The sequence below is a fragment of the Streptomyces sp. NPDC053513 genome (genome assembly GCF_044544765.1).
Classification (GTDB): domain Bacteria; phylum Actinomycetota; class Actinomycetes; order Streptomycetales; family Streptomycetaceae; genus Streptomyces; species Streptomyces litmocidini.
In genome coordinates this window covers 69,825-90,202 of sequence record NZ_JBITXP010000007.1, presented here as the reverse complement: position 1 = coordinate 90,202, position 20,378 = coordinate 69,825, and the positions used below count along the sequence as shown (strand labels likewise).

Here is a 20,378-nt window from a genome sequence, read left to right as displayed (position 1 = left end):
CACCCGCTACGGCGCGGAAGGGTGCACCCCCGGACGGTACTTGGGGATCCGCACCGTCACCTTCATCCCGGCGTCGACCCCGGTCTCGATGACGAGCCCGTGCTCCGCCCCGTACACCTGGCGCAGCCGCTCGTCCACGTTGGACAGGCCGATGCCGGAGCCCGCCGGGTGCTCCCCGCGCAGGACGGCGCGCAGCCGTTCGGGGTCCATGCCGGTGCCGTCGTCCTCGACCGTCACCACCGCCTCGGCGCCCGCGTCCCGGGCGGCGATCGTGACGCGGCAGCCCCGCTCCCGGTCCTGGAGGCCGTGCTTCACCGCGTTCTCCACGAGCGGCTGGAGGCAGAGGAACGGCAGGGTCACCGGCAGCACCTCGGGGGCGATCTGCAGGGTCACCTTCAGCCGGTCCCCGAAGCGGGCCCCCGCCAGGGCCAGGTACTGCTCGATGGAGCGCAGTTCGTCGGCGAGCTGGGCGAACTCCCCGTGCCTGCGGAAGGAGTAGCGGGTGAAGTCGGCGAACTCCAGGAGGAGTTCCCGGGCCCGCTCGGGGTCGGTGCGGACGAACGAGGCTATGGCGGCGAGGGAGTTGAAGATGAAGTGCGGGGAGATCTGGGCGCGCAGGGCGCGGATCTCGGCCTCCACGATCCGGGTGCGCGAGCGGTCGAGTTCGGCCAGTTCCAGCTGGACGGAGACCCAGCGGGCCAGCTCGGTCGCGGCCCGCACGAGGACGGCCGACTCCCGCGAGCCGTAGGCGACGAGTGCGCCGAGGACGCCGTCCTCCCCGGTGAGCGGGGCGATCACCGCCCAGCGCAGCGGGCAGGCCGGGTCGTCGCAGCCGCTGTGGGCGGAGCGGCTGCGGCCGGTCGCCAGGGTCGCGGCGGCCTGCTCGGGGACGTGGGCCCGGTGGTGGTCCTCGCCCGGCCCGTCCCAGGCGAGGACCGCGTCCCGGTCGGTGAGGCAGAGCGCCTCGGTGCCGAGCAGCGAGCGGAGCGTGCGGGCCGCCTTGCGGGCGGTCTCCTCGGTGAGTCCGGCGCGCAGCGGGGGCGCGGCGAGCGAGGCGGTGTGCAGGGTGTGGAAGGTGGCCCGCTCGACGGGCGTGCCGAGGTCGGTGTCGGCGGCGCGCCCGCCGCGCCGGGCGGCGAACCGGCCGAGGACGAAGCCCGCGGCGAGCAGCACGGTCCCGGCGGCGACCGTGGCGGCGAGGGCGATCCCGCTCATCGGCGCCCCCGGCCGTCGCGGGCGTGCGCCTCGCGGCCGGTGCCGGGGGCGGTCGTCGGCGTGCCCGGCCGTCGTGGACGTGCGCCCCGTGGTCCGGGGGCGGGGGCGGTCATCGGCGTGCCTCCTGGGTGGGGACGGCTCCGGTGATCTCCTCCGGGAGGTGGAGCCGGGCGAGGATGGCGGGGGTGCCGGGCGGGATCCGGCGCGGGGTGGCGAGCGAGACGAGCACCATCGTCAGGAAACCGAGGGGGACCGACCAGACGGCCGGCCAGGCCATCAGGGTGTGCGGCCAGCCCTCGGGGGCGAGTCCGGCCCGGGTCGCCATCACGGCCGCGAGGGCGGAGCCGCCGCCGAGCAGCAGCCCGGCCATGGCGCCGGGCGGGGTGAGCCGCCGCCACCAGATCCCGAGGACGAGCAGCGGGCAGAAGGAGGAGGCGGAGACGGCGAAGGCGAGGCCGACGGCGTCGGCGACCGGGACCTTGGAGGCGACCACCCCGACGGCGAGCGGGACGGCGGTGGCGAGCAGCGTCGCGAGACGGAAGTGCCGTACCCCGCGGGAGGACGCCCGGGCGGGCAGCACGTCCTGGGTGAGGACCCCGGCGACCGACATGGTCAGCCCGGAGGCGGTGGAGAGGAAGGCGGCGAAGGCGCCGGCCGCGAGGAGCGCCCCGAGGAGGTCGCCGAGGAGCCCGCCGAGGATCCGGTCGGGCAGGACGAGGACGGCGGCGTCGGCGGAGCCGGTCAGGGCGAGTTCGGGGGCGTAGATCCGGCCGAGGGCTCCGTACAGGCCCGGCAGCAGGTAGAAGGCGCCGACGAGGCCGAGCACGACGAGGGTGGTGCGGCGGGCGGCGCGGCCGTGCGGGCTGGTGTAGAAGCGGACGGCGACGTGCGGCAGGCCCATGGTGCCGAGGAAGGTGGCGAGGATCAGTCCGTACGTGGCGTACAGCTGGTGTCCGTCGCGGCCCCCGGCGAGCGGCTGGGACCAGCCGAGGGGGTCGGAGCCGCCGGCGGCCCGGTCGGGCAGGGGCGCCCCCGGGGCGAAGGCGAGCGAGGTGCCGCCGAGGACGTGGTGGGTGCCGGGGGCGAGGGTGACGGTCCGGCCGGTGTACGCGACGGAGTCGACGCTGCCGGTGACGGTGACCGTGAGCGGGGCGTCGAGCCCGATCCGCACCGTGTCGGCGACCCGGACGACGGTGTGGTCGCGGAGCACGGCGGGGGCGTCGAAGCGGGCCCGGGGCGCCCCGTCCCCGTACCAGGCGGCGAGCAGGAAGAGGGCGGGGACGAGGAGGGCGGTGAGCTTGAGCCAGTACTGGAAGGCCTGGACGAAGGTGATGCTGCGCATGCCGCCCGCGGCGACGGTGCCGGTGACGACGAGGGCGACGAGCAGGCCGCCGACCCAGTCGGGGGCGCCGGTGAGGATCTCCAGGGTGAGTCCGGCGCCCTGGAGCTGCGGCAGCAGGTACAGCCAGCCGATGCCGACGACGAGGAGGCTGGCAAGCCGCCGGGCCCGCCGGGATTCGAGCCGGGCCTCGGCGAAGTCGGAGAGGGTGTACGCCCCGGAGCGGCGCAGCGGGGCGGCGACGAGGACGAGCAGGACGAGGTATCCGGCGGTGTAGCCGACCGGGTACCAGAGCATGGCGGGGCCCTGGACGAGGACGAGTCCGGCGATGCCGAGGAAGGAGGCGGCGGAGAGGTACTCGCCGCTGATGGCGGCGGCGTTGAGGGCCGGCCGGACGGTCCGCGAGGCGACGTAGAAGTCGGAGGTGGTACGGGAGATCCGCAGGCCGAGGGCGCCGATGAGGACGGTGGCGAGGACGACGGCGGTGACGGCGGCGACCGCGTAGGTCTGGTTCATACGGGCCGGTTCACCGCTCGGCGGAGACGGTGTCGGTGGAACCGGTCTCGGCGGAACCGGTGTCGGCGAAGCCGGTCTCGGTGGAACCGGTGTCGGCGAAGCCGGTCTCGGCGGAACCGGTGTCGGCGAAGCCGGTCTCGGCGGAGACGGTGTCGGTGGAGCTGCTCTCGGCGGAGACGGTCTCCACCAGGCCGGTGAAGTCGTGTTCGTTGCGTTCGGCCCGGCGGACGTACCAGTGGGCGACGGCCCAGACGACCGGATACACGCCGAAGCCCAGGGCGGCCCAGACGAGCGCCTCGGGGGCGGGCAGCGCGAGCAGCAGCGGCAGCGAACCGACGAGCAGGGCGAGGGCGCCGAGGGCCGTGAGGGCGGCGCGGAGCTGGCTGCGCATCAGGGAGCGTACGTAGGTGTGACCGAGGGTGGTCTGCTCGTCGATCTCGGAACGGGCGGGCGGGTGCGGGGTCCGGGGGCGCGGGCGCGGCGGGGGCACGGACCGGTCGCCCAGGGCCGAGGCGTAGGTGACGGTCTCGCGCCGGGGCCGGCGCGCGGTGTGGTGCTCGGACATCGGTGTCCGCTCCCTCACGGTCGGACGGGCCCGTGGAGTGTAAGCGGAAGAACTCACGGGCCGGTAGGGGTCAGCCGCCCGCTCGGCGCGTCAGGAGATCCCGCAGGTGGCGGGCGTGCCGACGGGAGACGGCGAGGTCGGTGGCTCCGAGCCGCACGGAGGTGGCACCACCGTCGACGCGGAGTTCGGTGATCCGGCCGACGGCCACGAGGTGGCTGCGGTGGATGCGGACGAACCCCCGGTCGGCCCACCGCTCTTCGAGGGTGGAGAGGGGGATGCGGACGAGGTGGCTGCCGTGGTCGGTGTGGAGGCGGGCGTAGTCGCCGTGCGCCTCGACGTACGCGATGTCGTCGACGGCGACGAAACGGGTGACGCCGCCGAGCTCCACGGGGATCTGCTCGGGTGCGGCAGGGGCGGGCGCGGGGGCGGCGTGCACGAGTCCGTGGACGCGCCGGACGGCCTCGGCGAGCCGCTCGCGGCGGACCGGCTTGAGGACGTAGTCGACCGCCTGGAGGTCGAAGGCCTGGAGCGCGAAGCCCTCGTGGGCGGTGACGAAGACGACGAGCGGCGACCGGGCGGAGCCGGCGAGCAACCGGGCGACGTCGAGGCCGGTGAGGCCGGGCATGTGGATGTCGAGGAAGACGACGTCGATGCCGTCGTCGCCGTCGGGTCCGGAGTCCAGGGCGCGCCCGATCCTCCGCAGCGCGGCGGCCGCGTCGCCCGTCCCCTCGGCGGTCCGCACCCGGGGGTCGGCGCGCAGCAGGTAGAGCAGTTCGCCGAGGGCGGGTTCCTCGTCGTCGACGGCCAGTACGCGCAGCATGCGCGGGAGTTTATTTGAGGAGTCTGGACATGCGGCGGTCGGCGAGGATCTTCCCGCCGGTCTGGCAGGTGGGGCAGTACTGGAGGGAGGAGTCGCTGAAGGAGACCTCGCGGATCGTGTCGCCGCAGACGGGGCAGGGTTCGCCGGTGCGGCCGTGGACGCGCAGGCCGCTCTTCTTCTCGGCCTTGAGCTTGCCCGCGGCGAGGCCGTGGGAGCGTTCGACGGCCTCGTGGAGGGTGGTGCGCATCGCCGTCCAGAGGGTGGCCGTCTCCTCGGGGGTGAGGTTCCGGGCCGGTTTGAAGGGTGACGTCTTCGCGGCGTGGAGGATCTCGTCGCTGTAGGCGTTGCCGATGCCGGCGATGAGGCTCTGGTCGCGCAGGGCGCCCTTGATCCGGCGGCGTTCCCCGGCGAGCAGGGCGGCGAACTCCTCGGGCCCGAAGTCCTCGGCGAGCGGGTCGGGGCCGAGGCGGGCGACGCCCGGCACCTCCCGGGGGTCGTGGACGAGGTGGACGGCGAGGCGTTTGGTGGTGCCGGCCTCGGTGAGGTCGAAGCCGTCGCCTCCGGTGAGAGCGGTACGCAGCGCCAGCGGGCCCTTGCCGGGCCTGGGCGGCCCCGAGGGCAGCGGGTCCTGCCAGCGGAGCCACCCCGCGCGGGCGAGGTGGATCAGGAGGTGGAGTTCGCCCGCCGGGCCGCCGGTGGTGAGGTCCAGGAACTTCCCGTGCCGGCCGACCGCGGTGACCTCGGCGCCCTCGACGGCGCTCAGGGGCGGGTCGTACGTCTTGAGGACGCTGATCGCGACGGGCAGGACGCGGGCGATCTCCTTGCCCACCAGATGCGCGTCGAGGAAGGCGCGCAGTGCTTCCACCTCGGGGAGTTCGGGCATGGCTCCACCCTGCCGCACGGGGCATCGGGCCGCACGCCCCGGACCCGTCCGTACGGGCGTCCGGACAGGCGCTCGGTCAGGTGTCCGGACGGGCTTAGGGTGTGCGACGTGCGTGTACTGCTCGTCGAGGACGACGAAGATCTCCGGTTCGGGGTGGCCGCCGCCCTGCGGGCCGCCGGGCTCGCCGTCGACGAGGCCGCCGATCTGCCGCGGGCCGACGAGGCGTTGTTCGTCACGGCGTACGACTGCGCCGTCTTCGACCGGATGCTGCCGTCCGGGGACGCCGCCGCCTTCGTCGACGGGCTGCGACGCGCCGGCCGCGACGTGCCCGTGCTGTTCCTGACCGCGCGCGACACGGTGGCGGACCGGGTGGAGGGCTTCGCGAGCGGCGGGGACGACTACCTCGTCAAGCCGTTCGCGGTGCCCGAACTGGTCGCCCGGGTGCGCAGCCTGTGCCGCCGGGCCGCGGTCGTCCGCCCGCCGGTGCACCGCGTCGGCGACCTGGAGATCGACACCGCCCGCCGGCACGTCCGCCGGGCCGGGGTGCTGCTGACGCTCACGGGCCGGGAGTTCGCGGTCCTGGAGGTCCTCGCGGCGCGCGCCGACCAGACGGTCTCCCGCGCCGAGCTGATCGAGAGCTGCTGGGACGAGATGGCCGAGCCGCAGTCGAACGTCCTGGAGGTGCTCGTCTCCCAGCTCCGCCGCAAGCTCGGGGACCCACAGGTGATCCACACCGTGCGCGGGGTCGGCTACCGCCTCTCCCCCGACGACGCGCGGTGAGGCCCGCGCTGCCCGGCCGGGCGGGAGGCCGGCCACGGAGCCGGTCCGCGACGCTCACGCCGACCGCCCGGGTGCTGCGGCTGCGCCGGCGGATCAGCCTGCTGTTCGCGCTGACCAGCGCCGTGGGGCTGATCGCGATGGCGGTGCTCGCCGTGCGCAGCGACAGCGGCCGCTGGCGGGAGCAGCTCGATCACACGATGGACGCGGACACCAGCTGGGCCCTCGGTCTCCTGGAGACCGACGAGGAGGGGCGGCTCGTCCTGGACGTCCTGGCGGACTCGGTGGACACCGCGTGCCCGCCGCTGACGGTCCTCCTCGCGGACGGGGACGACCGGGGCGCGCTGAGGGTCGAGCACGCTCCGGCGAAACCGTGTCTGACGGTGAGCCGGGCCGTGGTCCTGGAGGCGGGCCGCGCGGCGGTGTGGGCCGACGGCGTCCGGGCCTTCGACGGGCGTACGACGGACGGCGGGCCGGTACGCGTGTTCGCCCAGCCCTTCTACGCCCCGGAGGCGGCGGACGACGAGGGGCCGCAGGGCGTGCTCGTGACCGTGGCCGACGCGACCGCCCAGCGGGACGACCACCGGCGGCTGGTGTGGCTGGTGACGGGCGGCTGCGCGGTGCTCGTCCTGCTGTCGGCGGCCGTCGGACACGTCCTGTCGGGACGGGCGGTCCGTCCCGCGCTCGCCGCGCTCGACCGGCAGGAGACGTTCCTCGCGGACGCCGCGCACGATCTGCGGACCCCGGCCGCCTCGCTGCGGACGCTCGCCGAGACGGCGCTGCGCGGCGAGACGGACAGCGCGGACGTGCACCGGCGCACGCTGCGCCTGGCGGAGGGGATGGGCCGGCTCGTCGACGGGCTGCTCACCCGTGCCCGGCTCATGTCCGGTACGGCCGCGGTCGCGCGCCAGCCGCTGCGCCTCGACCAGTTGGTGGAGGCGGTGGTCGACGAGGCCCCCACGGAGGGCCACCGCGTCCGGGTCGAGGCCGAGGAGGCCGTCGTGGTCGCCGACCCCGAACTCGTGCGCCGGGCCGTCGGCAACCTGCTGGACAACGCGCTCGCGCACGGCCACGCGCCGGGCGTCCCGGCGGACGTGCTGATCACGGTGGGCCGGGACGGGGTGCTGACGGTCGAGGACGCGGGCCCCGGCCTGCCTCCGGAGGTCGCGGGCGCCCTGTTCGAACGGTTCCGCAGCGGATCCGGGTCCACCGGCCTCGGTCTGTCCATCGCCTCCTGGGTCGCCCACGCGCACGGCGGCACGCTCACGACGGGCCCCGGGGAGCGCGGGGAGCGCGGGGAACACGGCGGGGCCCGGTTCGTCCTGCGCCTGCCGGTCTCGGGCTGACTCGCGCTCAAGGGGGTGAGGTCGCCCGAGGAGGTGAGGTACGGAGCGGCGCAGGGCCGTACGGAGCGATGCAGGGTCGTACTACGGAGCGAGGCAGGGCCGTACGAAGCGCTGCAGGGCCGGTGCGGAGCACAGCAGGACTGTACGGAGCGGGCAGGGCCGTGCGGAGCGGCACGGGCCTCTTCAGGAAAACCTCAGCATCGGTGCGCGACCCTTCCCCGGACCGACCACCCCAGGGGAGTTCCTCGTGTTCCGCACCGCCGCCCGCCACCGGGCCCTCGTCCTCGCCCTCGCCGTCCTCGGCACCACGTCCCTGGCCGCCTGCACGGCCGGGTCCGGCCAGGACGGGAGCCGGCCGGGGTCCACGGCCGCCGCCGACCCGGCCGCCCGCCCCGACCTGCGGCGCTTCTACGGCCAGAGGCTCGACTGGCGGCCCTGCGGCGACTTCCGGTGCGCGACGCTCACCGTCCCGAGGGACTACGACCGTCCCGGCGACGGCGAGACCTTCGCCCTGCCGGTGGCGAAGGCGGCCACCGCGGTCCCCGGCAAGCGCCTCGGCTCGCTCGTCCTGAACCCGGGCGGACCGGGCGAGCCCGGCGTACGGCTCCTGAAGGACGGCGTGGCCGACGACATCGGGAAGGGCGTGCGCGAGCGGTTCGACATCGTGTCCTTCGACCCGCGCGGCGTCGGCGGGAGCAAGCCGGCCCTGACCTGCCTCACCGACGACCGGGCCGAGGACGAGGCCCGCGAGGCCCAAGACGTCCATGAGGCCCACGAGGTGCCGCTCTACCCTCGCACGGACGCCGAGCGCGCCGACGCCCTCGCGGACGCGCGGGCGACGGCCGCCGCCTGCCGGAAGGCGAGCGGTCCGCTGCTGCCGCACGTCGGGACGGACGACGCGGCCCGGGACATGGACGTCCTGCGGGCCGCGCTGGGCGAGCGGAGGCTGACGTACGTCGGCTGGTCGTACGGCACGAGCCTGGGCACCTCGTACGCCGAGCAGTTCCCGCGCCGCGTAAGGGCGATGGTCCTGGACGGAGCGGTCGACCCCTCCCTGGACTGGCGGCAGCGCGTGCTGAACCAGTCGACCGGTTTCCGGGACGCGGTGGAGGAGTACGCCGACTCCTGCGCCGACGTGGTGGGCGAGGCCTGCCCCGGCACGACGCCCGGGGAGATACGCGCGCTGGTGGACCGGCTGCTCGACCGGACGCGGCGCGAACCGCTGTCGGTCGACGGCTCCGAGGAGGGGCTCGACGCGGCGGGCCTGGTCTCCGCGCTCAGCCTGTCCATGTACACGCCGGAGGCGCAGTGGGAGGGCCTGTCCGAGGCGCTGCGCGCGGCGGACGGCGGGGACGGCACGAAGCTGGCGGCCCTGGCGGCGGGCGACGAGGAGACCCCGGACACGGACGCCGACACCGACGCCGACACCGATGGCGACACCACCGACCCCGACAGCGACACCGGCCCCGCCGCCTCCGAAGAGCCCGCGAGCGACGGGCCCGAGGACAACAGCGACGCGGCCCTGATGGCGGTCGACTGCCTGGACGTCCCCCATCCGCGCGACGCGCGGGCGTACTGGGACGCGCTGGCCCCCGCCGACAGGGCCGCGGGCGTCTACGGCACGTCCGGCGTGACGAGCGAACTGGTCTGCGCGGACTGGCCGGCCGGGACCCGGCGGCCGCACCGGGTGCACGCCCCGGGCGTCCCACCGGTCCTCGTGGTGGGCACGGCGGGCGACCCCGCCACGCCCTACGACGAGGCGGTGAGCCTGGCCCGCCAGTTCCCCGGCGGCATGCTGCTGTCCTTCGAGGCGCCCGGCCACACCGGGTACGGCCGTGACTCCTGCGTCGACGAGAAGGTCGAGGAGTACCTGGTCTCCCTCACGAAGGTCCGGCCTGGCACGACGTGCGCGCCGTAGCGTCCGCCGGATCCAGCAGGTCGAGTTCGGCGGTGAGCGCGGCGGCCAGCTCGTCGAGGTCCGGGACGGCCTCGCCGTCGGCGACGAGGCCGATGTGGACCTGGCCGCCGTACGGGGACATGGCGACGGCGAGGGACTGGCCGCGGGCGAGCGGGGCCATCGGGAAGAGCGCGCGCAGCGGGGCGCCGCCGAGGGAGAGCGCGGAGCGGGGCAGCGGCACCTGGGTGACGAGGAGGTCGAAGAGGAGCCGGGCGGCGCCGGCGGCGAGGGGGGCTCCGAAGCGGTGGGCGAGCGGGTGCAACCGGTCGGCGAGGAGGGCGACGGCGCCCGCTCCGCGGAAGGGTCCGGCGGCCTTGTTGCGGTCCATGGCGTGGCGGACGGCGGCGAGCCGGGCGGCCGGGTCGGGTTCGGTGACCGGCAGGTCGAGGAGGTATCCGGAGAGGCTGTTCCCGGGGCCGGGCGGGGCGCCGGGACGGCGTCGGGAGACCGGGACGAGGGCCCGCGGGGCGGCACCGGGGAGGGGCAGGCCGCGCCCGTCGAACCAGCGGCGCAGGGCGCCGGCGACGAGGGCGAGGAGGACGTCGTTGGCGGTGCCGCCGCTGGCGCGGCGGATGCGGTGGACGCGGTCGAGGGGCAGGGTGGCGGTGGCGATCCGGCGGGTGCCGCTGGAGTCGGCGGCGAGCGGGGCGGCGGGTTGTCCGTCGAGGCGGCCGGCGCGGGCGACCGAGGAGCCGACGACGGAGGCACCGACCTCGACGGCCCGGCCGAGGTCGCCGAGGCGGTCGCGGGCGATGTCGAGGAGGCGGCCCGGACCGGGGAGCCAGGAGCGCGGGGGGACGGGGCGGGCGCGGCGGGCCGGGCGCCGGCCCGCGGCGATCTCGTCGAAGATCCCGGCGCCGATGGCGACGGCCCGCATGCCGTCGGCGAGGGCGTGGTGGAGTTTGACGAGGACGGCGAAGGAGCCGTCGGGGGCGCCGCTGAGCAGGTACATCTCCCAGGGCGGCAGGCCGCGGGCGACGGGGCGTTCCATGAGTTCGGCGGCGAGCCGGGTGGCCTCGGCGGTGAAGTCGGCGCCGGGGAGGGCGATCTCGCGGACGTGCCGGCGCACGTCGAAGTCGGGGTCGGCGCTCCAGGCGGCGCCGCCGACGGGGAACAGGACGTCGCGGACGCGCATCCGGAGCCGGGGGACGGCGGCGGCCCGCCGGGCGAGCAGCTCCAGGACGTCGGGGGGCTCCTGTCCGACGGCGGCGGGCGGGGGGCCGAAGTGGGCGAGGGCCCCGAGGTGCAGGGGGTGTTCGGTGGATTCCAGGTGCCAGAAGGCCAGGTCCAGGGGTGCCAGTAGCTCGCTGCTCAAGTTGTCCTCTTGTCCTGCGATTTCCTGCGCGATGAGACCGGTGAGCGAAGTCAATCGCATACCGTCAGTTACGGTCAAGTACGATCAGTTCACGCTCAGTTAACAAGTTCAACGCTCCACGATGAATTCGCACCACACGCACTTGCCGCCGCCCCGCGGCTCCACGCCCCACACGTCCGAGAGCCGGTCGACCAGGAGCAGTCCCCGGCCGGACACCCCCGCCTCCCCCGCCTCGCGGCGCCGGGGCAGTGCGCTGGACCGGTCCTCCACCTCCACCCGCAGCCGCCGCGGGGGGCCGGTCAGGATCCGCAGCGTCACGATCGCTCCGCCGTCGGTGTGCATCAGGGCGTTGGTCATCAGCTCGTCGGCGACCAGTTCGATCTCGTCCGCGCGCTCCCCCGCACCCCAGGCCCGGACGGCCGCCCGGATCATGTGCCGGGCGGAGCTCAGCGCCTCCGGGTCGTTCTGGGCGACGTGCTGCTGGAAGCGGCCGGTGCCCTGCGGGTGGTACGTGCCGTGGCGGCGCAGCAGCAGGATCGCGACGTCGTCCTCGCCGCCCCGCTCGGCGACGACGTCGCAGAGGTGGTCGGCGAGGTGCTGAAGGTCGGCGGGGCCGCGCCGGACCAGCGAGGAGAGCCACTGCAGGCCCTCGTCGAGGTCGGCTCCGGGCTTCTCCACGAGCCCGTCGGTGTAGAGCATCAGCGTCTGGCCGGGGTCCAGTTCCAGGGTGGTCACCGGGTAGTCGAGGCGGCCGAACTCCGCGGAGAGCCCGAGCGGCAGCCCGCCGCCGACCGGGAGCCTGCGGCAGCCGCCGTCGATCTCCCGGACCAGCGGGTCGACGTGGCCGGCGCGCACCACCTGGACGACCCCGGTGGCGAGGTCGACCTCCGCGTAGGTGCAGGTGGCGAAGCGCTCGGTGTCGAGCTCGTGGAGGAAGACCGAGGCGCGGGCCATCACCGTGGCCGGGGGGTGGCCCTCGGCGGCGTAGGCGCGCAGCACGATCCGCAGCTGGCCCATGACGGCCGCCGCGTGGGTGTCGTGGCCCTGCACGTCGCCGATGACGCAGCCGACCCGGCCACCGGGCAGCGGGATGATGTCGTACCAGTCGCCGCCGATGTCCCGCCCGAGGCGGGCCGAGCGGTAGCGGACCGCCGTCTGGGCTCCGGGCACCTCGGGGATCCGGCGCGGCAGCATCGCCTGCTGGAGCCCTTCGGCGAGGTCGTGCTCCTGCTCGTAGAGCACGGCCCGCTGGAGGCTCTGGGCGATGCTGCTGCCGAGGGCGACGAGCAGGGTCCGCTCGTCCTCGCTGAAGCCGGTCCTGTCGCTGTAGAGCAGGCCGAGCGCGCCGATGGGCCGGGCCTGGGCGATGAGCGGCAGATAGGCGGCGGCGGTGATGCCGAGCCCGCTGATGTGCGGCCAGAGCACCGGGAAGGAGTCGGCGAAGTCCCGGGCCGATTCGATGAACCGGGGGCGCAGGGTCCGGATGACCTCGCTCATCGGGTACGGCTCGTCCACCCGGGTGAACCGGGTGCCCGGCACGAAGGCCCCGTCGGGTCCTTCGGCGACGAGGTGGATGCGCCCGCCTTCGAGGAGGCCCATGACGAGACTGGCCGCGCCGAAGTGTTCGAGCGCGTGCGAGTCGTTGAGCAGGTCGATGACGTCCTGCACGGTCCGGGCGTAGGCGAGGGCCGCCGTGGTGCCCTCGACGACGCCGGCGCGCTGTCTGCGCCCTTCGTCGAGGCCGAGCCGGGCGGCGGACTCGGTGAGTTCGTGGGTGGCGTCGCGCAGGATGCCGATGATGCGGACGGGCCGGCCGGTGTCGTCGCGGTGGACGAGGCCCTGGGTGTGGGTCCACTGGTGGCTGCCGTCCCGGCGGCGGATGCGGAAGTACGCGCCGTACTGCTCGCTGCCGTCCTTGAGCGCCTGGGCCACGAGGGTGTCGAGCCGGCGGGCCTCGTCCGGCAGCACGCGCGAGCCCAGGCTCTCGGGTCTGCCGTCGTACTCGTCGCGGTCCATGTCGAAGACGTCGAGGGCGGCGTCGTCCATGGTCATGGTCCCGTTGAGCAGGTCCCAGTCGAAGCCGCCCATGCGGAAGGCGGGGCCGTGGTCGGCGAGGATCCGGGCCCCGGGCCGCGTCCGGTCCGGCGCACGGCCCGGCCGTGCGGTCGCCTCGCCGCCCCCGCTGCCCGCGCTCATGGGGCCACGCTAGGCGCAGCCCCGCCGGTGCGCACCAGGAAGATCCCCTTCACCCCTGGAAGGTCTCCGGCCGGTCGGGCGCCGGGCCGGCGGGGAAGAGCTCGTCGGGCGGCACCGTCCCGTCCGGGGCGGTGGGCGGCTCGGAGGGGAACGGCTCGAACGGGTCGGGGAAGGGCTCGGTGTACGGGTCGGGATCGGGCTCCGTGTACGGGTCGGGGGCCGAGGGCGTCGGGGCCGTCGGATCGGTGCCCGTGCCTCCGGTGCCGGACGGGTCGGGGGCGTCGGGCAGCGGGGCGCTGGGGACGGGTCGGGCGGGGTCCGGTGAGGCGGGGCGGTCGGGGGCGCTGGGGTCGGGCGTGCCGGAGCCGGTGAGGGCGCAGGTGTCGGGGTCGCAGTCCGGTTCGACGGCGGGGTCCTTGTCCTGGTCGCCGTCGCTGCCGGTCCGCCGTTCGATCCAGGTGCGGTCGGTGGTGTTCACGATGACCAGGCTGGTGACGACGGAGGAGGTGGGCCGGACGGTGATCACGCGGTCGGGGTCGAAGGCGTCCCAGGGGTCGCCCCGGTGGACGCCGCTCGCGGTGGCGGCGGGGCTGCGGAGCGGGTTGCCGCAGGCGCAGCGGACGCGCGGGGCCCCGTACTGGTCGACGAGGACCGCCGTCCCGGTCTGCAGCACGGCCTGGAAGGCGTGGGCGCGGCCCTCGCGGTAGCCGTGGTCGGTGACGCGGGTGTCGGCGCGCAGGGCGACCGGGGTGAGGCCGCGGAGCCAGTCGGCGACGCCGGTCTCGGGGATGCCGGCGGCCTCGGCGAAGGCGTGCGCCTTGGCGCGGTCCGCGGTGAGGAGGGCCACCTGCCGTTCGACGTCGCAGCTGCCGATCGCGCGCGTGCCGCCGTAGAGGCCGGGGGTGGAGCCGGTGACCTCGCGGGCCTGCGGGCCGCCGTCGCCGGGCTGCCGGTCGGGGGCCGCGGGCGGTGCGGTGTTCCGGACGGTGGAGGCGGTGAAGGGGTCGGGTCCATGGGCGCCGAGCGGCTGGAGGAGGACGTCCTGGGCGGGGGCCGGGGCCGGTTCGCCGCCGGCGCCCTCCCACGCGGAGGAGCAGCCCGTGAGCAGCAGTGCCGAGACGAGGCCCGCGGCCGCGGCCGCGGGGCGGGTCCGCCGCGTCCGGCGGAGGGATGAGCGCACCTTGTTCTCCCGACTTTCTCTCTCCACCGGGCCCGGCGCCCGGTTCCGGCCAGTGCCTCATGTCTGTCGCAGCGCGCGGGGGGCCGCAAGCGGAGAGCGTCCGACCGGGTCGCGGCGGCAGGCGGAGAGCCGCCGGCCAGGTCGCGACGTCAGGCAGAGGGCCGCCGGTCGGATCGCGACGGCAGGCAGAGGGCCGCCGGCCGATCGCGACGGCAAGCGGAGAACCGTCGGCCGGGTCGCGACCAACAGCGACTTGAACGCGTTCAAGAAAGGCCCTACGCTCGACTTGCCGGTTGAACACGTTCAAGTGGGGGTGGCGTCGTATGACCGTCCTGTCGGTCCTGGTGAGTCCGGTCGTGATGATCGGCATGTTCTGGGTCGTCCCGACGGGCCTCGCCCTCCTCGACGGCCCCCGGCCGCCCGGCTGGGACCCGCTCCGGCGCGCCTGGCCCCTGCTCGCCGCCCCCGGCGCCCTGTCCCTCTGGCTGCCCCGCTCCCCGGCCGCCACCGCGCTCGCCGCGGTGTACGCCCTCGCCACCCTGGCGCTCGCGCTCCAGGCCCCGGCCCGGCTGATGCTCACCCGCTCGCTCCGGCCGAGCGAGATCGCCGTCCTCTCCGCCCTGACGGCCCCGTCCGTCGCCGGCCTGGCGCTGGTCGCCGAGCGGGCCTCGTACCCGCTGTTCGGCTTCGACCTGGACGTCCTGGCGCTGACCGTCCCGCACTTCCACTTCGCCGGCTTCGCCGCCGCCCTGGTCGCCGGGCTCGTCAGCCGCACGTCCGACGGTCCCGCCGCCCGCCTCGCCGCGCTCAGCGTCCCCGCCGGCACCCTGCTCGTCCTGCTCGGCTACTTCGTCGACGACTGGGCCGAGCTCGCGGGGGCCGTCGTCCTCACGACCGGCATGGCCGCGGTCTCCGTGCTGACCCTGCGGGAGCGCCGCGACCTCGCCGCCGACCGGCTCACCCGCGGCCTCCTCGCCGTCTCGGCCCTCGTCCTCGTCGCCACCATGCTGCTCGCGCTCAGCTGGGCGCTGGGCGAGGCGACCGGGCTTCCGCACCTCTCCCTGACCTGGACGGCCGCCACGCACGGCCTGGGCAACGCCCTCGGCTTCGCCGTCTGCGCGCTCCTCGCCCGGCGCCGCCTCACGGCGGACCGCGCCTCCCGGCTCCTTCCGTCCCTTCCGCACCCGTCCCGAACGGAGCTCCCGGCATGACCCGCCTGACGCACGACCTCTCCCGGCCACGGCCCCGCCTCACCTACCCCGAGGTCGGTGCCACCCGCACCCCCGAGGCGCTCCCCGCCGGCTACCACCACCTGCGGCACAGCGCGGTCGTCGGCCACGGCAGGGCCGCCTTCGAGACCGCCGGAGAGGCCGTCACCACCTGGCGGATGCACCGCGCCTCCCGGGCGCGCGTCCGCGCCGACGCCGACCGCGCCGAGCCCGGCGTCCACCTGGAGGTGTCGCTGGGCGCCGGCCCGTTCCGGATCGGCGTCCCCTGCTCGGTGATCTGGACGGCGTACGAGGAGAACCGCATCGGCTTCGCGTACGGCACCCTGCGCGGGCACGCGGAGTGCGGCGAGGAGTCCTTCGTCGTCGAGCTGGAGCCGGACGGCACGGTCCGCTTCACGGTCACCGCCTTCAGCCGGCCCGCCGCCTGGTACACCCGGCTCGCCGGGCCCGTGATCCCGAAGCTCCAGCACGCGTACGCGCGCCTGCTCGGCCGCACCCTGGAGCGCCTCGTCAGGGAGTGACGCCGGGCCGATACTGGAGGGGATGGAGTGGTTCACCGCGCCCGACCACTGGCTGAGCCGGATCGTCTTCCAGCGGGGCCTCGCCGGGCTGTACTGCGTGGCGTTCCTGTCGGCAGCCCTCCAGTTCCGGGCGCTGATCGGGGAGCGCGGCATGCTCCCCGTACCGGAGTACGTGCGCCGGACCCGCCCGCGCCACACGCCCTCGCTCTTCCACTGGCGCTACTCCGACCGGCTCTTCGCGGCCGTCTCCTGGTCCGGCGCCGCCCTCGCGCTCGCGCTCGTCGCGGGCGCCGGGGACGCCGTGCCGCTGCCGGTCTCGATGCTGCTGTGGCTGGTGCTCTGGGCGCTCTACCTGTCGATCGTGAACGTGGGGCAGACCTGGTACTCCTTCGGCTGGGAGTCCCTGCTCCTGGAGACCGGGTTCCTCGCGGTCCTCCTCGGCAACGACGACACGGGCCCGCCGGTCCTCGTCCTATTCCTGCTGCGCTGGCTGCTCTTCCGCGTCGAGTTCGGCGCCGGACTCATCAAGATCCGCGGCGACCCCTGCTGGCGGAACCTGACCTGCCTCTACCACCACCACGAGACCCAGCCGATGCCCGGCCCGCTGAGCTGGTTCTTCCACCATCTGCCCCGCCCGCTGCACCGGGTCGAGGTCGCGGCCAACCACGTCGTCCAGCTGGTCGTGCCGTTCCTGCTCTTCACCCCGCAGCCGGTGGCCACGATCGCGGCCGGTCTGATGGCGGCCACCCAGCTCTGGCTGGTGCTCTCCGGCAACTTCGCCTGGCTGAACTGGATCACGATCGTGCTCGCCCTGTCGGTCGTGGACGCCTCCCCGCTCACCGGCGAGCACCCCCAGCCGGACCCGCCGCTCTGGTACGTGGTCGTGGTGGTCGCGGCGACCGCCTTCGTCCTGGTCCGCAGCTACGGCCCGGCGCGCAACCTGCTCTCCCGGCGCCAGGCGATGAACCGCTCGTACGATCCGTACCACCTGGTCAACAGCTACGGCGCGTTCGGCACCGTCGGCCGGGTCCGGGACGAGATCGTCGTCGAGGGCACCGACGACCCGGAGCCGCACCCGGGCACGGTGTGGCGCGAGTACGGTTTCAAGGGCAAGCCGGGGGACCCCCGCCGGATGCCCCGGCAGTTCGCCCCGTACCACCTGCGGCTCGACTGGCTGATGTGGTTCGCCGCGCTCTCCCCCGGGTACGCGCGCGCGTGGTTCGGGCCGTTCGTCGAGCGGCTGCTCGACGGCGACCGGGACACCCTGCGGCTGCTCGCCCACAACCCCTTCCCGGACGCCCCGCCGGCCTTCGTCCGGGCCCGGCTGTACCGCTACCGCTACACGACCTGGCGCGAACTCCGGAGCACCGGGGCCTGGTGGCACCGGACGCTGGTGCGGGAGTACCTGCCGCCGACCCGGCTGCGGCAGCCCACGGGCACGGCCCGCTGAACGCACCGGTGCCCCCGGCCGGGAACGGCCGGGGGCACCCGGGGTGAAGCGGGGGGGATCAGTCGATGCCGGGCAGGATGTGGGGCTCGGCGAGGTCCTCCTCGTAGCCCGCGAGCCGGATCGGGGCCGCGTGGGCCCACACGTCGAGGCTGCCCAGCTCGCCGTTCCGGCGCGGCCGGTCGTTGCGTTCGGCCGGTCGCGGTTCCTGCTTCGTCAGTTCGGGTGTCACCGCGCACTCCTTTGTCGCGTACCTGTGGGACAAGTGCCGGTCGGTCGCGGTGGCGCCGTTCGTGGCGGGACCGCGGCCTTGGTGGCAGGCCTGTCCCAGGAAGGCCGTGAGGACGGTGTGTGTCCCAGGTGGCCGACCGTGGGCATCAGACTAACCAAATGAGCGCCCCCGCGCTCTACCGGGCTCCAAAGTGTGACGCAATCGGGTGAAGCGAGACGGAAAAGCGCCCCATCGGGCCGATGGGGCGCTCTTGCGGAAACCGCGGAACCGCCCGCGGAGGGAGGTGCGGTCGGGTCTACCGGTCGGCGAGGGCTTTACCAGTTGGCGGGGGCGTAGTCCTTCAGGAAGACGCCGTAGAGGTCCTCGCCCGCCTCGCCGCGCACGACGGGGTCGTAGACCCGGGCCGCGCCGTCGACGAGGTCGAGCGGGGCGTGGAACCCGGCCTCGGCGAGGCGCAGCTTGTCGAAGTGGGGGCGCTCGTCGGTGATCCAGCCGGTGTCGACCGAGGTCATGAGGATGCCGTCGGTCTCGAACATCTCCTGGCCGCTGGTCCGCGTCACCATGTTCATCGCGGCCTTCGCGGCGTTGGTGTTCGGGTGGCCGGCGCCCTTGTAGCCGCGGCTGAAGACGCCCTCCATCGCCGACACGTTCACGACGTAGGCACGGCCGCTGGCCGCCTTCTTCGCCGCCTCGGCCATCGACGCCCGCAGCTTGCTGATGAGGATGAACGGGGCCGTGTAGTTGCAGAGCTGGGTCTCCAGGAGCTCGACCGGGGAGATCTGCTCGATGCTCTGCACCCACGTGTTGCTCTCGACGACGTCCGGCACCAGACCGCCGGCGTCGATGGCGGTGCCGTCGAGGTGCTTGGCGATGGTGGCGTTGCCCGCGACGAGCGCGAGGTCGGCGACCTGCTGGGCCTCCAGGTCGCGCACGCCGGCGGGCAGCTCGGAGGATCCGACGAGCTCGCCGACCGCACCGGAGTTGAACGCGCCGATGACGTGGTGGGCGGGGAGCTCACCGACCGGCAGCGGGGCGTTCTCGCCCTCGACGAGGGCGGAGTAGGCGGAGGGCAGACGGCGCACGGTCTGCGTCGCGTTGTTGATGAGGATGTCCAGCGGACCGGCCTCGGCCATCCGGTCCGCCAGGGCCACGGCCTGGGCGGGGTCGCGCAGGTCGATGCCGACGACCTCCAGGCGGTGCATCCAGTCCGCGGAGTCCTCCATCGCCTTGAAGCGGCGGATGGCGTCCTTCGGGAAGCGGGTGGTGATGGTGGTGTGGGCGCCGTCGCGCAGCAGCCGCAGCGCGATGTACATGCCGATCTTGGCCCGGCCGCCGGTGAGCAGCGCGCGCTTGCCGGTGAGGTCGGCGGCGGCGTCGCGCTTGGCCCGGTTCAGCGCCGCGCACGGCTGGCAGAGCTGGTGGTAGAAGTAGTCGACCTCGACGTACCGCGTCTTGCAGACGTAGCAGGAGCGCGGCCGCTGGAGTATCCCCGCGATCCGCCCCTCCTCGGTGACCGAGGTGGGCAGGAGGCCCTCGGTCTCGTCGTCGATGCGCTGGGCGGAGCCGGTGGCCGTGGCCTCGGTGACCGCCTTGTCGTTCGCGGTCTTCGCGGCCCGGCGCTCCTGGCGGCGGCGCTGCTTCACGGTCCGGTAGATCCCGGCGGTGGCGCGCCGGACGGTGATCGCGTCCGGGTGGTCGACGTCGATCTTGTCGAGCTCGTCCAGGACGCTCAGGCAGACGGCCAGGCGCTCGGGGTCGATGCCCGGCCCGTATTCCTGGTTTTCTTCGGTCACCGTCATGGCCTTCGGGTTCCTCGTTCGCTCGTACGTCGCCGCTCGCGGGCATTCAAAGGCCCAACTTTACGGAGCGGGGGGCCGCGCCTCCAAACCCGTTCGGGGGGCGTGGTCGAAGACACAGTCGCCGCACAGCCCGCCGCCCGGGGCGCGGTAGTAGAGGCAGCAGCTGCCGCGCCGCAGCCGGGGGCCGCGGACCGTCCCGGCGAGGTCCGGGTGGTCCAGGAGGCCGGAGACCAGGGCGGCGGCCCGCTCGGCCGCCTCCGGCCGCCCGTGGGCGCGTGCCCAGCGGGTCAGCTCGCGCAGGGCGCCGGCGAGGGCGGAGCCGGCGTTGCCCCACAGCAGGCGCGGGGAGACGTTCCCGTCGCGGCGCAGAGCCTCGTGGAGCGGGACGAGATGGGCCTCCTGGACGGCCGCGCGCAGCTCGGCCACGGTCGCGGGGCGGGTGGCGGAGCCGGCCCACCACAGGTCGTCGGGTGAGACCGCCGCCCCGTCCCAGAAGAGCTCGGCGGGGTCGAGGGCCGGGAAGCGGCCGTGGAGCGCGGCGGGACCGAGGGCGACGGACCAGAGCCGGGCGACGAGCCCGAGGTGGGCGACGGAGGCGCCGACGCGCCGCTCGGGGACGCCGAGGCGGGCGGCGACGTGGTCCACGCGCGCGGCGAGGGGGCCGTCCTCTCCCGCGTACAGCCGGGCGAGCGGGCGGTGCGCGCCGCCGGTCGCGGGGGCGGTGGTCCGCAGGACGAAGAAACCGCCGGGCGACCCGCCGTCGCCTCTCGCGCCGAGTCCCATGCGTACGCTCCCCGCCCCGAAGTCCTGTCGGCCGGCCCTCACCGTAGCTCCTCCTCCCCTCCCCCCTTCTCCGCGGGCCCCGGGGCTCCGCTCGGCCCCGTCCTCCGCCGCGGGGGAACCGTAAAGGCCGCTTTGCACCCCTTCCGACCTGCGCGGGTGTACGCCCCGGGGCGTACGCGGGGGCTGCGTACTGCGTCGGTGGTACCCGCGAAGACGTCCCCTGGTACGACGACGCGGACGGCCGGGAAGAGAGATCGT

17 protein-coding genes and 1 pseudogene are annotated in these 20,378 nt (G+C 75.0%); 6 read left to right on the top strand and 12 right to left on the bottom strand.

Translation table 11 applies throughout. The features are described 5' to 3' along the window. Positions 1-6: 6 nt before the first annotated feature. From ACIGW4_RS14310 to ACIGW4_RS14285, 6 genes and pseudogenes are all read right to left on the bottom strand, one after another. Entirely contained in the window at positions 7-1,215 is a 1,209-nt protein-coding gene (locus ACIGW4_RS14310; protein WP_398714030.1) for a sensor histidine kinase, read from the bottom strand. A 109-nt stretch (positions 1,216-1,324) separates the two neighbouring features. After that, positions 1,325-3,070 carry a cation acetate symporter gene (locus ACIGW4_RS14305; RefSeq protein ID WP_359588759.1) on the bottom strand — a complete coding sequence of 582 codons (1,746 nt, stop codon included), beginning with the start codon at positions 3,068-3,070 and terminating at the stop codon, positions 1,325-1,327. 10 nt (positions 3,071-3,080) lie between these two features. Continuing rightward, positions 3,081-3,257 carry a pentapeptide repeat-containing protein gene (locus ACIGW4_RS14300; RefSeq protein ID WP_399580850.1) on the bottom strand — a complete coding sequence of 59 codons (177 nt, stop codon included), beginning with the start codon at positions 3,255-3,257 and terminating at the stop codon, positions 3,081-3,083. Then, positions 3,252-3,635, bottom strand: a pseudogene (locus ACIGW4_RS14295) (hypothetical protein); the annotation flags it as partial. The pseudogene ACIGW4_RS14295 and the gene ACIGW4_RS14300, both read right to left, overlap by 6 nt. A 70-nt stretch (positions 3,636-3,705) precedes the next feature. Further along, complete coding sequence (locus ACIGW4_RS14290) at positions 3,706-4,455, bottom strand: LytR/AlgR family response regulator transcription factor (protein ID WP_398714032.1); 750 nt, start codon at positions 4,453-4,455, stop codon at positions 3,706-3,708. 10 nt (positions 4,456-4,465) lie between these two features. Then, positions 4,466-5,338, bottom strand: a complete 873-nt coding sequence (locus ACIGW4_RS14285; RefSeq protein ID WP_399580522.1) for an Fpg/Nei family DNA glycosylase — start codon at positions 5,336-5,338, stop codon at positions 4,466-4,468. Positions 5,339-5,446: 108 nt separating this feature from the next. Here ACIGW4_RS14285 and ACIGW4_RS14280 point away from each other — a divergent pair, with 108 nt between their 5' ends. From ACIGW4_RS14280 to ACIGW4_RS14270, 3 genes are all read left to right on the top strand, one after another. Further along, positions 5,447-6,118, top strand: coding sequence for a response regulator transcription factor (locus ACIGW4_RS14280; protein ID WP_359588757.1), 672 nt, complete (start codon positions 5,447-5,449; stop codon positions 6,116-6,118). After that, positions 6,115-7,461, top strand: coding sequence for a sensor histidine kinase (locus ACIGW4_RS14275; protein ID WP_399580519.1), 1,347 nt, complete (start codon positions 6,115-6,117; stop codon positions 7,459-7,461). The genes ACIGW4_RS14280 and ACIGW4_RS14275 overlap by 4 nt, the downstream gene beginning before the upstream one ends. A gap of 247 nt (positions 7,462-7,708) precedes the next feature. Then, positions 7,709-9,379 (top strand): alpha/beta hydrolase, encoded by a 1,671-nt coding sequence (locus tag ACIGW4_RS14270; protein ID WP_399580517.1) that lies wholly within the window; start codon positions 7,709-7,711, stop codon positions 9,377-9,379. On the opposite strand, the gene ACIGW4_RS14265 is transcribed toward ACIGW4_RS14270, so the two are convergent. The 3 genes from ACIGW4_RS14265 to ACIGW4_RS14255 all read right to left on the bottom strand — a co-directional run bounded on the left by ACIGW4_RS14265 (position 9,342) and on the right by ACIGW4_RS14255 (position 14,109). Then, positions 9,342-10,733 carry a wax ester/triacylglycerol synthase family O-acyltransferase gene (locus ACIGW4_RS14265; protein ID WP_359588753.1) on the bottom strand — a complete coding sequence of 464 codons (1,392 nt, stop codon included), beginning with the start codon at positions 10,731-10,733 and terminating at the stop codon, positions 9,342-9,344. The genes ACIGW4_RS14270 and ACIGW4_RS14265 overlap by 38 nt on opposite strands. A 108-nt stretch (positions 10,734-10,841) precedes the next feature. After that, positions 10,842-12,929 (bottom strand): SpoIIE family protein phosphatase, encoded by a 2,088-nt coding sequence (locus tag ACIGW4_RS14260; RefSeq protein ID WP_398714042.1) that lies wholly within the window; start codon positions 12,927-12,929, stop codon positions 10,842-10,844. A 49-nt stretch (positions 12,930-12,978) separates the two neighbouring features. Next, positions 12,979-14,109: a DUF6777 domain-containing protein gene (locus ACIGW4_RS14255; protein ID WP_399580513.1), complete on the bottom strand. Its 1,131-nt coding sequence runs from the start codon at positions 14,107-14,109 to the stop codon at positions 12,979-12,981. A gap of 332 nt (positions 14,110-14,441) precedes the next feature. Here ACIGW4_RS14255 and ACIGW4_RS14250 point away from each other — a divergent pair, with 332 nt between their 5' ends. Genes ACIGW4_RS14250 through ACIGW4_RS14240 form a run of 3 tightly spaced genes read left to right on the top strand, consistent with a single transcriptional unit; the run spans position 14,442 to position 17,309 of the window. Beyond that, entirely contained in the window at positions 14,442-15,320 is an 879-nt protein-coding gene (locus tag ACIGW4_RS14250; protein WP_123457624.1) for a YndJ family protein, read from the top strand. Further along, positions 15,317-15,859 carry a DUF1990 family protein gene (locus ACIGW4_RS14245; RefSeq protein ID WP_399580511.1) on the top strand — a complete coding sequence of 181 codons (543 nt, stop codon included), beginning with the start codon at positions 15,317-15,319 and terminating at the stop codon, positions 15,857-15,859. Before ACIGW4_RS14250 ends, ACIGW4_RS14245 begins: the two co-directional genes overlap by 4 nt. 22 nt (positions 15,860-15,881) lie before the next feature. After that, positions 15,882-17,309: a lipase maturation factor family protein gene (locus ACIGW4_RS14240; RefSeq protein ID WP_399580509.1), complete on the top strand. Its 1,428-nt coding sequence runs from the start codon at positions 15,882-15,884 to the stop codon at positions 17,307-17,309. Between the two features lie 58 nt (positions 17,310-17,367). Here the strand turns inward: ACIGW4_RS14240 and ACIGW4_RS14235 are convergent, their stop codons facing one another. The 3 genes from ACIGW4_RS14235 to ACIGW4_RS14225 form a co-directional block, all read right to left on the bottom strand. Continuing rightward, the gene (locus ACIGW4_RS14235) at positions 17,368-17,538 is read right to left on the bottom strand and encodes a hypothetical protein (protein WP_185094709.1); all 171 of its coding nucleotides are present in this window, start codon (positions 17,536-17,538) and stop codon (positions 17,368-17,370) included. Between the two features lie 314 nt (positions 17,539-17,852). Continuing rightward, the gene (locus ACIGW4_RS14230) at positions 17,853-19,337 is read right to left on the bottom strand and encodes an SDR family NAD(P)-dependent oxidoreductase (protein ID WP_399580506.1); all 1,485 of its coding nucleotides are present in this window, start codon (positions 19,335-19,337) and stop codon (positions 17,853-17,855) included. Positions 19,338-19,397: 60 nt separating this feature from the next. Beyond that, positions 19,398-20,120 carry a (2Fe-2S)-binding protein gene (locus tag ACIGW4_RS14225; RefSeq protein WP_399580504.1) on the bottom strand — a complete coding sequence of 241 codons (723 nt, stop codon included), beginning with the start codon at positions 20,118-20,120 and terminating at the stop codon, positions 19,398-19,400. Positions 20,121-20,378: the final 258 nt, after the last annotated feature.